The sequence below is a fragment of the Variovorax paradoxus genome (assembly GCF_030811855.1).
GTDB lineage: Bacteria > Pseudomonadota > Gammaproteobacteria > Burkholderiales > Burkholderiaceae_C > Variovorax > Variovorax paradoxus_L.
Map to the genome: position 1 here is coordinate 150,243 of NZ_JAUSRN010000011.1, position 14,439 is coordinate 164,681.

At 66.2% G+C, this 14,439-nt stretch carries 12 protein-coding genes; 4 read left to right on the top strand and 8 right to left on the bottom strand.

Going from position 1 to position 14,439, the window contains the following annotated elements:
* Position 1: 1 nt before the first annotated feature.
* The 8 genes from J2X92_RS20455 to J2X92_RS20490 form a co-directional block, all read right to left on the bottom strand.
* The gene (locus J2X92_RS20455; RefSeq protein WP_307578184.1) at positions 2-748 is read right to left on the bottom strand and encodes an ABC transporter ATP-binding protein; all 747 of its coding nucleotides are present in this window, start codon (positions 746-748) and stop codon (positions 2-4) included.
* 124 nt (positions 749-872) lie between these two features.
* Positions 873-1,859, bottom strand: a complete 987-nt coding sequence (locus J2X92_RS20460) for a branched-chain amino acid ABC transporter permease (RefSeq protein WP_307578186.1) — start codon at positions 1,857-1,859, stop codon at positions 873-875.
* Complete coding sequence (locus tag J2X92_RS20465) at positions 1,856-2,728, bottom strand: branched-chain amino acid ABC transporter permease (RefSeq protein WP_307578188.1); 873 nt, start codon at positions 2,726-2,728, stop codon at positions 1,856-1,858. Before J2X92_RS20465 ends, J2X92_RS20460 begins: the two co-directional genes overlap by 4 nt.
* A gap of 156 nt (positions 2,729-2,884) precedes the next feature.
* A complete protein-coding gene (locus J2X92_RS20470) occupies positions 2,885-4,057 on the bottom strand; it encodes an ABC transporter substrate-binding protein (protein WP_307578190.1) in 1,173 nt (390 codons plus the stop codon).
* 5 nt (positions 4,058-4,062) lie between these two features.
* Complete coding sequence (locus tag J2X92_RS20475) at positions 4,063-4,863, bottom strand: alpha/beta fold hydrolase (RefSeq protein WP_307578192.1); 801 nt, start codon at positions 4,861-4,863, stop codon at positions 4,063-4,065.
* Between the two features lie 148 nt (positions 4,864-5,011).
* On the bottom strand, positions 5,012-6,562 hold the full coding sequence (locus tag J2X92_RS20480; protein WP_307578194.1) for a benzoate-CoA ligase family protein: 1,551 nt from the start codon (positions 6,560-6,562) through the stop codon (positions 5,012-5,014).
* A gap of 28 nt (positions 6,563-6,590) precedes the next feature.
* Positions 6,591-8,141, bottom strand: coding sequence for a 3,4-dehydroadipyl-CoA semialdehyde dehydrogenase (locus J2X92_RS20485; protein ID WP_307578196.1), 1,551 nt, complete (start codon positions 8,139-8,141; stop codon positions 6,591-6,593).
* On the bottom strand, positions 8,138-8,611 hold the full coding sequence (locus tag J2X92_RS20490) for a 4-hydroxylaminobenzoate lyase (RefSeq protein ID WP_307578198.1): 474 nt from the start codon (positions 8,609-8,611) through the stop codon (positions 8,138-8,140). Before J2X92_RS20490 ends, J2X92_RS20485 begins: the two co-directional genes overlap by 4 nt.
* A gap of 199 nt (positions 8,612-8,810) precedes the next feature.
* On the opposite strand from J2X92_RS20490, the gene J2X92_RS20495 reads away from it, so the two are divergent.
* The 4 genes from J2X92_RS20495 to boxA all read left to right on the top strand — a co-directional run bounded on the left by J2X92_RS20495 (position 8,811) and on the right by boxA (position 14,439).
* Positions 8,811-9,755 carry a helix-turn-helix transcriptional regulator gene (locus tag J2X92_RS20495; RefSeq protein ID WP_307578200.1) on the top strand — a complete coding sequence of 315 codons (945 nt, stop codon included), beginning with the start codon at positions 8,811-8,813 and terminating at the stop codon, positions 9,753-9,755.
* A gap of 127 nt (positions 9,756-9,882) precedes the next feature.
* A complete protein-coding gene (gene boxC, locus J2X92_RS20500) occupies positions 9,883-11,559 on the top strand; it encodes a 2,3-epoxybenzoyl-CoA dihydrolase (protein ID WP_307578202.1) in 1,677 nt (558 codons plus the stop codon).
* A gap of 35 nt (positions 11,560-11,594) precedes the next feature.
* Positions 11,595-13,022 (top strand): benzoyl-CoA 2,3-epoxidase subunit BoxB, encoded by a 1,428-nt coding sequence (gene boxB, locus J2X92_RS20505; RefSeq protein WP_055807050.1) that lies wholly within the window; start codon positions 11,595-11,597, stop codon positions 13,020-13,022.
* 124 nt (positions 13,023-13,146) lie between these two features.
* Complete coding sequence (boxA, locus tag J2X92_RS20510) at positions 13,147-14,439, top strand: benzoyl-CoA 2,3-epoxidase subunit BoxA (RefSeq protein WP_307578204.1); 1,293 nt, start codon at positions 13,147-13,149, stop codon at positions 14,437-14,439.

Below are 14,439 nucleotides of genomic sequence, written 5' to 3' on the forward strand. Positions count from 1 at the left end.
GTCAGTGGTCTTCTCCGAGGTAGGCGGTTCGCACTTCGGGGTTTTCGCGGATCGAGGCCGGGTCGCCGGTGGCGATGACCGTGCCGTTCACCATCACCGTGATGCGGTCGGCAATGCGGAACACCGCATCCATGTCGTGCTCGACCAGCAGGATCGCATGGGTCGATTTCAGCCGTGCGAGCAGCGTGAGCATGCGGTCGGTTTCCTCGGCGCCCATGCCCGCGAGCGGCTCGTCGAGCAGCAGCACGCGCGGCTTGGTGGCCAGGCACATCGCCACTTCGAGTTGGCGCTGCGCACCATGGCTCAGCGTGCCGGCCACGCGGCGGGCATCATTCGAAAGGCCTGCAGCTTCGAGCGCTGCATCGGCCGCCGCATTGCTGGCCGCGCAGCGCTGCGACGACTCCCACACGGTCCAGGGCCGCGCGGTGGCGGCCTGCGCCGCGAGCCGACAGTTCTCGTGCACGCTGAACTCCGGGAAGATGGTCGTGCGCTGGTAGCTGCGGCCCACGCCCGCACGCGCGCGTCGCCATTGCGCGCGCTGTGTCACGTCGATGCCGTCGAGCGCAATGCGGCCTTCGGAGGCGTCGATTTCGCCCGAGAGCATGTTGATGAGCGTCGACTTGCCCGCGCCGTTGGTGCCGATCACCGCATGCACTTCGCCGACGTGCAGGTCGAGCGTGACGGCGTTCACCGCAGTGAGGCCGCCGAAGCGGCGCGTGAGTCGTTCGACAGAAAGCAGTGCGTTCATGGTTTTGCTCCTTCCCCTTCCGGGGGAAGGTTGGGATGGGGGCAGGCAGGGCGCTCGATGGTGGCGCCGTGTGCCCCCACCCCTGCCCTCCCCCGGAAGGGGAGGAAGAAATACGGGTAGCCGGTCATGCGGCCTCCTTCGGCGACAAGCGCTTCACCAGGCCAATCAGACCCTTCGGCAACAGCGCCACGAAAACGATGATCGCAATGCCCAGCGTCAGCTGCCAGTGGTCCGCAAGCGGCCCCATCACCGCATGCGTCGAGAAGATTTCCTTCAGCAGCGTGAACGCAATCGCGCCGATGACGGCCCCGCGCAAGTGGCCGAGGCCGCCGAGGATCACCATCAGCAGCACCTCGCCCGAGTTGTGCCATGCCATGAGCTCGGGGTTGACCACGCCGTCGCGCGAGGCCAGCAGAAAGCCCGCGAGCCCGGCCAGCGCGCCCGCCAGCACGAAGGCCGCGAGCTTGTAGCCGTAAACCGGGAAACCCGCCGCACGCATGCGCTGCTCGTTCACGCGGATGCCTGCCAGCGCCGCGCCGAAGCGCGAGCGACGCACCAGCGCCAACAGCCCGTAGGTGAACACCAGCGACGCGAGCACCACGTAGAACAGCACCATGCGGTTCTCCAGGTCGAGCTTGCCGATGGCCGGCCGCACGTACATGTAGATGCCGTCGCTGCCGCCGCCCACCTTGGTGTCGTGGAACACGAAGAAGGCCATCTGCGCGAAGGCCAGCGTCACCATGATGAAGTACACGCCGCGCGTGCGCAGGCTCAGCGCGCCGACGAACAACGCATAGAGCGCGGCCGCACCCATGGCCGCCGGCAGCAGCAGCGCGAGGTTGCCGCCCTCGTTGCCCGAGGCGAGCACCGTGACGTAGGCACCGATGCCGTAGAACGCCGCATGGCCCAGGCTCACGAGCCCGGTCATGCCGACCAGCAGTTCGAGGCTCAGCGCGAAGATCGACAGGATCATCACCTTGACGACGAAGTCCGAAACGTAGTTGCCCATGAGCGGGCCGAGCACGCCGATGGCAATGGCGCAGGCCACTGGCACGGCGAACGCGCCAAGCCGCATGGAGGTGGTGCGCATGGAGGTGGTGGCTTCGGTCATGGCCGCCTCCCCATCAGCCCTTCGGGCTTCCATATCAGCACGATGGCCATCAACAGGTAGATGCCGATGCCGCTCAGGTCCGCGAAGAACACCTTGCCGAAGGTGTCGACGAAGCCCACCAGCAGCGACGCCAGCAGCGCGCCGGTGATCGAGCCGATGCCGCCGATCACCACCAGCACGAAGCAGATGATGAGCACGCTCGCGCCCATGTTCGGATACACCGAGGACATCGGCGCCGCGATCATTCCGGCCAATGCCGCGAGCGCCACGCCGGCTGCAAACACGATGCGGTAGAGCCGCTTCACGTCGATGCCCAGGCCACGCACCATGTCACGGTTGCTCGCACCCGCGCGGATCATCATGCCCAGCCGTGTGCGGTTGACCACCCAGTACAGCCCCACCGCAAGCACGATGCACGCGGCGGAGGCAAAGAGCCGGTACCACGGATAGCTCATGACTTTGCCGAGCGCAAAGCTGCCGTCCAGCCATGCCGGCACCTTGACGCCGTGCACGTCGTTGCCAACGAGGATGGAGCGCAACTCCTCGAACACCAGGATGAGCCCGTAGGTCATGAGTACCTGCTGCAGATGGTCCCGCTGGTATAGGTAGCTGAAGAAGGCCCATTCGAGCAGATAGCCGAACACGGCCGCCAGCACCACGCCGGCCACCAGCATCAACAGGAACTGGTCGCCGAACAGCGGTGCGAGCGCGAACGCCATGTACGCGCCGATCATGTAGAAACTGCCGTGCGCCAGGTTGATCACGCCCATGATCCCGAAGATCAGCGTGAGCCCCGAGGCCACGAGGAAGAGAAGGAGTCCGTACTGAACCGAGTTCAGGCACTGGACGAGAAAGGTGCCGAAGTCCACGTTAGGTCATACCGGTAGGGGCTTGGAGAGCGTGGCGCAAAGCGCCCGCGATTGTTCGTGAGACACCGCGGATCCGGCTCTGCCGGTCCGCTGGTGTCGCCCCCTTGAGGGGGGAGTCGAGCTACACGAAGTGAGCGAGGGACGGGGGTGGGTCGATCACATCCTGCAGCCGCGGGCCGGATCGGCCAGCCCCTTGATCGCCGTGCTTACCAGCTTGTTCTCCTTGCCGTCCACCTTGCGCAGGTAGATGTCCTGCACCGGGTTGTGCGCCTTGCTGATGGTGAACGTGCCGCGCGGGCTGTCGATCTTGGCTTTCTCGATGGCGGCCGTGAACTCGGCCTTCTTGCCGATGTCGCCCTTGGTGGCGGCCAGGCCCACGCCCAGCATCTGCGCTGCGTCGTAGCCCTGCACGGCGTACACGTCGGGCTGCAGTTTGAAGGCCTTGGCATAACCGACGCGGAAGGCGTTGTCGCGCGCGGTGTTGAGGCCGTCGGCGTAATGCAGCGTGGTCAGCATGCCTTGGGCGGCATCGCCCTGCGCATCGAGCGTGCCGTCGGTCAGGAAGCCCGGGCCATACAGCGGAATGGTCTTGTTGAGACCCGCCGCCTGGTAGTCCTTGACGAACTTCACCGCGCCGCCGCCTGCGAAGAAGGCGTACACGGCATCGGGCTTGGCCGCAGCGATCTCGGTCAGGAGCGCCTGGAATTCGACGTTGGGAAACGGCAGCGTGAGCTGCTTCTCGACCTTGCCGCCGTTCTTCTCGAAGCCTTCCTTGAAGCCATTGACCGACTCGTCGCCGGCTGCGTACTTCCAGGTGATGGTCATCGCCTTCTTCTTGCCCTGCTGCTTGGCCGCGACCTCGCCCATGGCGAAGGCGGGCTGCCAATTGCTGAACGAGCTGCGGAAGATGTTGGGCGCGCACATCGGGCCCGTGACCGCGTCGGCGCCCGCGTTCGGCACGATCAGCACGGTGCCGCTTTCCTTCGCCGCCTTGGCCATGGCCATGGCGACGCCGGAGTGCACGGTGCCGACGATCACGTCGACGTTGTCACGCTTGATGAGTTTGTTGACGTTGTCGGTCGCCTTGGCGGGATCGGACTCGTCGTCGACCTTGAAGTATTCGATCTCGCGGCCGGCGAGCTTGCCGCCGTGTTCGTCGACATAGAGCTTGAAGCCGTTCTCGATGGCCACGCCCAGTGCGGTGTAGGTGCCGCTGTACGGCAGCATCAGGCCGACCTTGAGCTTGCCGGTGCCCTGGGCGCCGGCGGCGGATGCCAGTGCGGCGAATGCGATCGCCGTGAGCGCGAGGCGGGCGGTGCGGATGGTCATGATGGCTATCTCCTGTTTTTGCCAATGAAAGAAGTGGTCGCGACGATGACACGATCCGGCTGATCGCGATGCGGGGAATGCCCGCATTCCGGGATTTCCACCAGTTCGCAGCCGGGCACGCGCGCCGCGATGCCGCGGATTTGCGCCATCGTGCCGTACTCGTCGCCCGTGCCCTGGATGGCGAGCACCGGGCAGCGGATGGTGTCGAGCTCGGCCTCGATGTTCCATTCACGGAAGGGCGGATGGAGCCAGATACGGTTCCAGCCCCAGAAGGCCGAGTCGGCATTGTCGTGGTAGCGGCCGAGCTTTTTCGGCAGGTCCGTGCCGAGATAGGCGCTGCGCGCCTGTTCGATGTTCTCGACCGTCACGTCTTCCACGAAGATGTGCGGTGCGAGGACCACGAGGCCTTGCACGCGGTCCGAAAAACGCGAGGCATAGAGCAGCGAGATCGAGCCGCCGTCGCTGTGGCCGAAGAGCCAAGGTTTGTCATCGTCGCCGATGTTCAATGCTTCAAACAGCGCGGGCACTACCTCGTGCGCCTGGCGGTGCATGAAGTCGACGTCCCATATCTCGTTTTCTTCACGCGGCGTGGAGCGGCCATAGCCGGGGCGAGAGAACACGAGGCCGCGCGCGCCAGCGGCTTCGCAGAGCTGCGCGGGAAAGTCCTTCCACATGGCAACGGAACCGAGGCCTTCGTGGAGGAAGACGATGAGCGGGGCGTTCTTCCGCTCGGGTGCGATCCACTGGCACTCGATGCGCACGGGGCGGCCGCGCCAGTCAATGGTGGCGAAGTCGGGGGAGGTCACAGTCCAGCTCCTGGCTGTTGCCCCTTCCCTCTCCGGGGGAAGGCTGGGATGGGGGCTCGCGGCACTGGCAAGAGCTGTGCGCATGCAAACGCCGATGCCCCCACCCCAACCCTCCCCCGGGAGGGGAGGGAGCAAGACAGGGAACCGCTCATGCCTGCTTCTCCCTCTCCCGCAACCTGAACCGCTGGATCTTCCCCGTCGCCGTCTTCGGCAGCTCCTGCACGAACTCCAGGAACCGCGGGTACTTGTACGGCGCAAGCCGCTCCTTCACGAAAGCCTTCAGTTCGTCGTCCGTGATCGAGTGGCCGTCCTTCAGCACGACGAAAGCCTTGGTCTTGGTGAGGCCGTCCGAATCTTCCTTGCCGATCACCGCAGCCTCGAGCACGGAGGGATGCTGCATCAACGTGGCCTCGACCTCGAAGGGCGACACGTAGATGCCGCTGACCTTCAGCATGTCGTCGCTGCGGCCGGCATAGGTGTAGTAGCCGTCGGTATCGCGCGTGTACTTGTCGCCGCTCTTGGTCCAGCCGCCCTGGAAAGTCTCGCGCGACTTCTCGCGGTTGCACCAGTACATGAGCGCCGCGCTGGGGCCGCGGATGTAGAGGTCACCCACTTCGCCGTCGGGCACCGGGCGGCCGTCTTCGCCGCGCAGTTCGACCTCGTAGCCTTCCACCGGCTTGCCGGTAGTGCCGTAGCGCACGTCGCCCGGGCGGTTGGAAAGAAAGATGTGCAGCATCTCGGTGGAGCCGATGCCATCGATGATTTCGCAGCCGAAGTGCGCCTTGAAGCGCTGTGCGATCTCGCCGGGCAGGGCCTCACCGGCGGAAGAGCACATGCGCAGCGCCACCTGCTCGCGCGCCGGCAGTTTCGGCGAGGCCAGCATGCCGGCAAAGCCCGTGGGCGCGCCGAAGAACACCGTGGGTTTGTGCTCCACCCAGCGACGGAAGGTGGCGTCGGGTGTCGGGCGTTCGGCCATTAGTACGACGGTCGCACCGACCGACAGCGGAAAGGTCAGCGCATTGCCGAGCCCATACGCAAAGTACATCTTGGCGGCCGAGAAGCACACGTCGTTCTCGGTGAGGCCGAGCACCGGCTTGCCGTAGAGCTCGGCCGTCCACCACAGGTTGGCGTGCGTGTGGACCGTACCCTTGGGCTTGCCGGTGGAGCCGGAGGAATAGAGCCAGAAGCCGGGGTCGTCGGAGGCCGTGGCCACGGCAGATGCCATCGGCTCGGCAGCGGCGAGCGCAGCTTCGAATTCCTGCGCGCCCTCGGGCAGCGCACCCGTCGGCTGCGAAACCATCAGCGTGTGCACCTCATGCGCGCCGCGGCCCATTGCCTCCTGCAGCGTGGGCAGCAGCGCGCCCGACACCAGCACGGCCTGCGCGCGGCTGTGGTCGAGCATGTAGGCGTAGTCGTCGGGCGTGAGCAGCGTGTTGACGGCGACGGGAACCACACCCGCATACAGGCAGCCCAGGAAGCTCACGGGCCAGTCGTTGGTGTCGAGCATCAGCAGCAGCACGCGTTCTTCGCGGCGCAGGCCGGCGGCCTTCAGCGCGGCGGCCAAGCGGCGCGCGCGCTCCTCCAGCTGGCCGTAACTCAGCGTGCCGCGGTCATCGATGTAGGCAATGCGATCGGCGCGGCCGCGGTTGAGGGCGAACAGGTGTTCGGCAAAATTGAATCGTGCGGGCGGGCTCGTCATGGGATCTCCTTGGGCCGTGTTCTTTTTTCTAGAGACCGAGCTGCGCGAGCACGCCGGGGCTCGCTTGCACGGCGCTGCGGCGATGGTAGAAGTCCAGCGCGCGCAGTCCGCCGAGTTCGGCGCCGCCGCCTGCACGGCCCGGGCCACCGTGCAGCGACATCGGCATCACGTTGCCGTGGCCGGTGTGGGCCTGTGCCACTTCGGGCGTGACCACGTGCACGCGGCCGTGGCTCGGAGCGAGGGCCAGCGCGGCCTGTGCAAGCGCTGCGTCATCGCTGCCGTAGAGCGAAGTCACCAGCGAACCCTGCCCGCGGTGCGCGAGCGCGATGCCGTGCGCAAGGTCGCGGTAGGGCAGCAGCGTGGCGACCGGGCCGAACACTTCCACGTCGTGCACGTGCCCTGCCGCATCGGCATCGCGCGCACCCAGCAGCACCGGGCCGATGCAGGCTGCCACGGCCGGGTCGGCGTCGATCAGCGGCGTATTGCGGCCGTCGTACAGCACGGTGGTTTGCGCGGACAGAGCTTCCAGGCCTTCGTTCACGGCGTGGAGCTGGGCGCGGCTGACGAGCGCGCCCATGCGCACGCTCTCGTTGCGCGGATTGCCGACCGTCACGCCTTTGAGCTTGGCGCCAATGGCTTCGGCCGCGGCGTCGTACACCTCGGCCGGCACCAGGATGCGGCGGATGGCGGTGCATTTCTGGCCCGACTTCACCGTCATCTCACGCACCACTTCGCGCACCAGCAGGTTGAAGGCGTCGCTGCCGGGCGCAGCGCCGGGCATCAGAAAGGCGCTATTGAGGCTGTCGGCCTCGATGTTCACGCGCACCGAGCGCTCGGCCACGGCCGGGTGCGAGCGGATCAGCGCCGCCGTTTCGGCCGAGCCGGTGAAAGAGACCACGTCGAAGGGCTGCAGCGCATCCATTAAACCGGCGGAACTGCCGCAGACCACCGACAGCGCGCCAGCGGGCAGCACGCCCGCATCGACCACGTCTTTCACCATGCGCTGCGTGAGCCAGGCGGTGGCCGTGGCGGGCTTCACGATCACGGGCACGCCCGAAAGCAGCGCGGGCGCGGCCTTTTCCCACAGTCCCCACGACGGGAAGTTGAAAGCGTTGATGAACAGCGCCACGCCCTGCGTCGGCACTTGCAGGTGCTGCGACTGAAACACAGGCTCCTTGCCGAGCCTGGCCGCATCGCCGTCGCGCAGCGCACGCACGTCGCCAAGGCTGTCGCCCCACTTGGCGTACTGGCCGAGCGTGAAGATCGCGCCATCGATGTCGACGGCCGAGTCGTTCTTCACCGTGCCCGAGTTGGCCGTGGCAATTTCGTAATAGTCATCGCGGTTGGCTTGGAGCACCTTCACGATGGCGCCGAGCAGTGCCGCGCGCTGGCGGTACGTGAGCGCGCGCAACGCGCTGCCGCCCTGTTCGCGCGCAAAGGCAAAGGCCGCGGGCAGGTCCAGGCCTGTGGCGTCGACGCGCACGAGCTCGGTGCCCAGCACCGGGTCGAACAAGGGCGTGCCGGCGCCCGATCCGCTTTGCCAGCGGCCGGCGACGTAGTTGGGTAGGAGCTCGGTCATTGGGTGAATTTGATCTGCCCTTCGGGCAAGAGATAGAGAACCAGCGCGCGGCCTTGCGCCACGGTCGGACGGTGTGCGGTACCTGGCCCGTAGACGCACCAGCCCGCGGGCCGTCCGTCGAAGGTAGCGTCGGCGCTGCCCTCGAGCGGCATGATCAAGTCGATCTCGCCGTTGGGATGGGTGTGATGCGGCCCCGCGATGTCCTGCATGTCGACCACGTCGACCGAGAACCGGTGCAGCGCATCTTCGGCCTTGAACACGCGGCCAAACTTGATGCCGCCGCCTTCGCGCTCGCACAGCCAGCCTTCGGCCACGCCGCCGATGCAGGCTTGGCGCAGCTGCTCGAAACGCGGGCTGCCCGCGCCATGGTTGGCGTTGAGCCACTGGTCGAGCTGTCCGTCTAGCGGCCTGCCGGCGATCTCGGCGGTCAGGCCGGCGATCAACTGATGAAATGCTTCCTGGCTGGACATTGGCGGGCTTCCTTTGGGAGGCTGGCTGGCTGTGGCGGCGCCACAGCGAACTTACGATCTACCTTGCAGGATTCGTGCGCGTGCAGTATCTTGCTTGTGATCGAACAATAAGCACCGAGACATTGGGTGTCAAGCAATATAGTGCATATATGGTGTTTACCCTGAGCGCGCACAATCCCGGCCAAGAACGAGGACTTGCATGAACGAGCATGTAGACGCGGTGCTGCCCGCCGCGCGCGACGGCAACCACGCCAACAACGCCACACCGCCGGGAGAAGCCAGGAATCCATTGCTGGCCGCTTTGGGCGACCGCGTGCGCAACCTGCGCGCGCAGCGCGGCCTCACGCGCAAGGCGGTGGCGGTGGCGGCCGGCGTCTCGGAGCGGCACCTTGCCAACCTCGAATACGGCATCGGCAATGCGTCGATCCTGGTGCTGCAGCAGGTGGCCGGCGCGCTGCACTGCTCGCTGGCCGAATTGGTCGGCGACGTGACCACCAGCTCACCCGAATGGCTGCTGATCCGCGAGCTGCTCGAGCATCGCAGCGAGGCCGACCTGCGCCGCGTGCGCGTGGCGCTGGGCGAGCTGCTGGGCACCGCCTCGGTCGATCCGGCGCGGCATCGGCGCATCGCGCTCGTGGGCCTGCGCGGCGCGGGCAAATCGACTCTCGGGCAGATGCTGGCCGAAGACCTCGACGTGCCCTTCATCGAACTGAGCCGAGAAATCGAGACGTTGGCGGGCTGCAGCGTGCGCGAGATCCACGACCTCTACGGCACCAACGCCTACCGTCGCTATGAGCGCCGCGCGCTCGAAGAGGCCGTCCAGATCTACAGCGAGGTGGTCATTGCCACGCCGGGCGGCATCGTGTCCGACCCCGCCACTTTCAACGAGCTGCTCGCGCATTGCACCACCGTGTGGCTGCAGGCCGCACCCGAGGAGCACATGGGCCGCGTCGCCGCTCAGGGCGACACCCGCCCAATGGCCGCCAGCAAGGAGGCCATGGAAGACCTGCGCCGCATCCTGAACGGCCGCGCGGCCTTCTATTCGAAGGCCGACCTGTCGGTCGATACCAGTGGCAAGACGCTGGCGCAAAGCTTCCAGGCGCTGCGCGCCGTCGCCCATCAGTCCATGCGCCCGGGCGCCTGATCTGCTGATTTGAAAAAAAGCGATTCAGGCATTGACTTGCCTGTTCGCATGCAGCATGATGCATGTCATCGGAACCAGAAGATGCATTATTCTTCCGGTTTGCATCTGGCCCACAGGAGACTTCCGTATGACCGAGAACACGACCCTTCAGGCGCCTCCGCGCGTCGACTACCGCATCGAACCCACGCAATACAAGCACTGGAAGCTCAGCTTCGAAGGCTCGGTGGCGCGCCTCGTGCTCGACATTGCGGAAGACGGCGGCATCCGCCCCGGCTACAAGCTCAAGCTCAACAGCTACGACCTGGGCGTGGATATCGAGCTGAACGACGCGCTCAACCGCGTGCGCTTCGAGCACCCCGAAGTGCGCAGCGTGATCGTCACCAGCGGCAAGGACCGCATCTTCTGTTCGGGCGCCAACATCTTCATGCTGGGCGTGTCGAGCCATGCCTGGAAGGTGAACTTCTGCAAGTTCACCAATGAGACGCGCAACGGCATCGAAGACACGTCGAAGCACTCGGGCCTGAAGTTCATTGCGGCTGTGAACGGCGCCTGCGCCGGCGGTGGCTACGAGCTGGCGCTGGCCTGCGACGAAATCCTGCTGGTGGACGACCGCTCCTCGGCCGTGTCGCTCCCCGAAGTGCCACTGCTCGGCGTGCTGCCCGGCACCGGCGGCCTCACCCGCGTGACCGACAAGCGCCATGTGCGCCATGACCTCGCCGACATCTTCTGCACCAGCGTCGAAGGCGTGCGCGGCCAGCGCGCGGTCGAGTGGCGACTGGTCGATGCGGTGGCCAAGCCGGCGCAATTTGCCGCCGCCGTGCAGGAGCGCGCCGCGCAGCTCGCCGCCGGCAGCGACCGCCCCGCGAATGGCAAGGGCGTGGCGCTGATCCGCCTCGAGCGCAACGAGACCGCTGACAGCCTCAGCTATTCGCACGTCGACATCCAGATCGACCGCAGCAAGCGCACCGCGACCATCACCATCAAGGCGCCCACCGGCGCACAGCCCGCGGACATCGCCGCCATCGAAGCTGCGGGCGCCGCCTGGTGGCCGCTCGCGATGTGCCGCCAGCTCGACGACGCCATCCTGAACCTGCGCACCAACGAGCTCGACATCGGCACCTGGCTGCTCAAGACCGAAGGCGACGCAGAGGCCGTGCTCGCATCGGATGCCGTGATGCTCGCCAACAAGGACCACTGGCTGGTGCGCGAAACCATCGGCGCGCTGCGCCGCACGCTGGCGCGCCTGGACGTGTCGTCGCGCAGCCTGTTCGCGCTGGTCGAAGCTGGTTCGTGCTTTGCCGGCACGCTGGCCGAGGTCGCATTTGCGGCCGACCGAACCTACATGCTGGCACTGCCCGACGATGCCGCGCGCGCACCGAAGCTCGTGCTGAATGAATTCAACTTCGGCTTCTACCCGATGGTGAACGACCAGAGCCGCCTGCAGCGCCGCTTCTATGAAGAAGCCGCGCCGCTCGACGCCGCACGCGCCGCGGCCGGCAAGCCGCTCGACGCCGACGAGGCGCTGAAGCTCGGCCTCGTCACCGCCGCGCCAGACGACATCGACTGGGAAGACGAGATCCGCATCGCCATCGAAGAGCGCGCCGCCATGTCGCCCGATGCGCTCACCGGCCTCGAAGCCAACCTGCGCTTCGCCAGCAAGGAGAACATGGCCACCCGCATCTTCGGCCGGCTCACCGCCTGGCAGAACTGGATCTTCAACCGCCCCAACGCCGTCGGCGAAAAGGGTGCGCTGAAGGTCTACGGCACCGGCGAGAAAGCCGGCTTCGATTTGAACCGCGTCTGACGAAACCGCAGTCCCGCACAACCCAAGGAACAACGATGAGCACGATCAACTACAGCGAGAAGATCCCCAACAACGTCAACCTCGGCGAGGACCGCACGCTGCAGCGCGCGCTCGAAGGCTGGCAGCCCAACTTCATCAATTGGTGGGACGACGTGGGCCCCGAGGGCTCGACCAACCACGAGGTGTACCTGCGCACGGCGGTGAGCGTCGATCCGCAGGGCTGGGCGCAGTTCGGCCACGTGAAGATGCGCGACTACCGCTGGGGCATTTTCCTGAACCCGGGCGATGCCAACCGCGAAATTCACTTCGGCGACCACAAGGGCGAGAAGGCCTGGCAGGACGTGCCCGGCGAACACCGCGCCAATCTGCGTCGCATCATCGTGACGCAGGGCGACACCGAACCCGCTTCGGTCGAGCAGCAGCGCCACCTGGGCCTGACTGCGCCGAGCATGTACGACCTGCGCAACCTGTTCCAGATCAACGTGGAAGAAGGCCGCCACCTGTGGGCCATGGTCTACCTGCTGCACAAGCACTTCGGCCGCGATGGCCGTGAGGAAGCCGAGGCGCTGTTGCAGCGCACCTCGGGCGACGTGGACAACCCGCGCATCCTGGGCGCCTTCAACGAGAAGACACCCGACTGGCTTGCGTTCTTCATGTTCACCTACTTCACGGACCGCGACGGCAAGTTCCAGCTGGCCGCGCTGGCCGAGAGCGCGTTCGATCCGCTCGCGCGCACCACGAAGTTCATGCTGACCGAAGAAGCGCACCACATGTTCGTGGGCGAGAGCGGCGTTTCGCGTGTGCTCGCACGCACCGCACAGGTCATGAACGAGCTCAAGACCGACGATGCGCAGAAGGTGCGCGCGGCCGGCGCCATCGACCTGGGCACGATCCAGCGCTACCTGAACTTCCACTACAGCGTGACCATCGACCTGTTCGGCGCCGACCAGTCGAGCAACGCCGCCATCTTCTACAGCTCGGGCCTGAAGGGCCGATACGAAGAAGGCAAGCGCGGCGACGACCACGTGCTCAAGGGCCAGACCTACAAGGTGCTCGAGGTGAAGGACGGCCAGCTCCTGGAGAAGGAAGTGCCGATGCTCAACGCGCTCAACGAAGTGCTGCGCGACGACTTCATCAAGGACTCCGTGGCCGGCGTGGGCCGCTGGAACAAGGTGCTCGAGAAGGCCGGCATCCCGACCCGCCTGACGGTGCCGCACAAGGCCTTCAACCGCCAGATCGGCGCGCTCGCCGGCATCAAGATGTCGCCTGAAGGCCGCGTGGTGAACGAGGTTGAATGGGCCGCCAAGAGGGATGAATGGCTGCCGAGCGCCGAAGACTTCGCTTTCGTGGCATCGTTGATGGGCCGCGTGGTGGAGCCGGGCAAGTTCGCAGGCTGGATCTCGCCGCCGGTGATGGGCATCAACCGCCAGCCGGTCGATTTCGAGTACGTGCGTTTCGGTTGAATTGGTATTGCTCCTTCCCCCACTGGGGGAAGGCTGGGATGGGGGCACAGCGGCGTGACCACGACAAGCGCCGCGTGCCCCCACCCAACCCTCCCCCAGAGGGGGAGGGCTCTAGGAGAACATCATGGACATGGCCGTTGAAGCCGGAGTGATCAAGCAGCACCTGATCGACCCCGAGATCTGCATTCGCTGCAATACCTGCGAGGCCACCTGCCCCGTCAACGCGATCACGCACGACGACAACAACTACGTCGTGCGGGCCGACGTCTGCAATGGCTGCATGGCCTGCATCTCGCCGTGCCCCACGGGCTCGATCGACAACTGGCGCACGATGCCCCTGGTGCGCGCCTACTCGATCGAAGAGCAGCTCACCTGGGAGTCGCTGCCCGCAGAGCTCTCGCCCGAAGAGCTCGAAGCCGCTGGCGTGTCCGCCGAAGCGGCCGGCGATGCGGCGGCCGCCGTGCCTGAGCAGACCCAGGCGCAAGCCCAGGCCGCGGTCGAAACGGTAGAGCCGGTTTTCAACTCCGCGCAATACGGCGCCACCGTGCCGCCCTGGTCGGCCGCGCACGCCTACACCAACCTCTTTCCGCCCAAGTCGCCGACGACCGCCACCGTGGTCGGCAACTTCAACTGCACCGAGGCGGGCTTCGACAGCGAGACGCACCACATCGTGCTGGACTTTGGCGTGGTGCCGTTCCCGGTGCTTGAAGGCCAATCGATCGGCATCGTTCCGCCGGGTGTCGATGCCATCGGCAAGCGCCACCATGCGCGCCAGTATTCGGTCGCCAGCCCTCGCAATGGCGAGCGGCCGGGCTACAACAACGTCTCGCTCACCGTGAAGCGCGTCACCGAAGACCATCAAGGCCAGGCGGTGCGCGGCCTGTGCTCCAACTACGTCTGCGACCTGAAGGTGGGCGACACCGTGCAGGTGGTCGGGCCTTTCGGTTCGTCGTTCCTGATGCCGAATCATCCCAAGTCGCACATCGTGATGATCTGCACGGGCACCGGCAGCGCACCGATGCGCGCCATGACCGAATGGCGCCGGCGCCTGCGCAAGAGCGGCAAGTTCGAAGGCGGCAAGCTCATGCTGTTCTTCGGCGCGCGCACCCAGCAAGAGCTGCCGTACTTCGGCCCGCTGCAGTCGCTGCCCAAAGACTTCATCGACATCAACCTCGCGTTCTCGCGAACGCCGGGACAGCCCAAGCGCTACGTGCAGGACCTCATGCGCGAACGTGCCGCCGACCTGGCCGCGCTGCTGAAAGACGGCGCAAGCCACTTCTACGTGTGCGGCCTCAAGAGCATGGAAGAAGGCGTGGTGCTCGCTTTGCGCGACGTTGCCAAGGAAGCCGGGCTCGACTGGGACACAGTTGGTGCCGCATTGAAGCGCGAAGGCCGCCTGCACCTCGAAACGTACTAA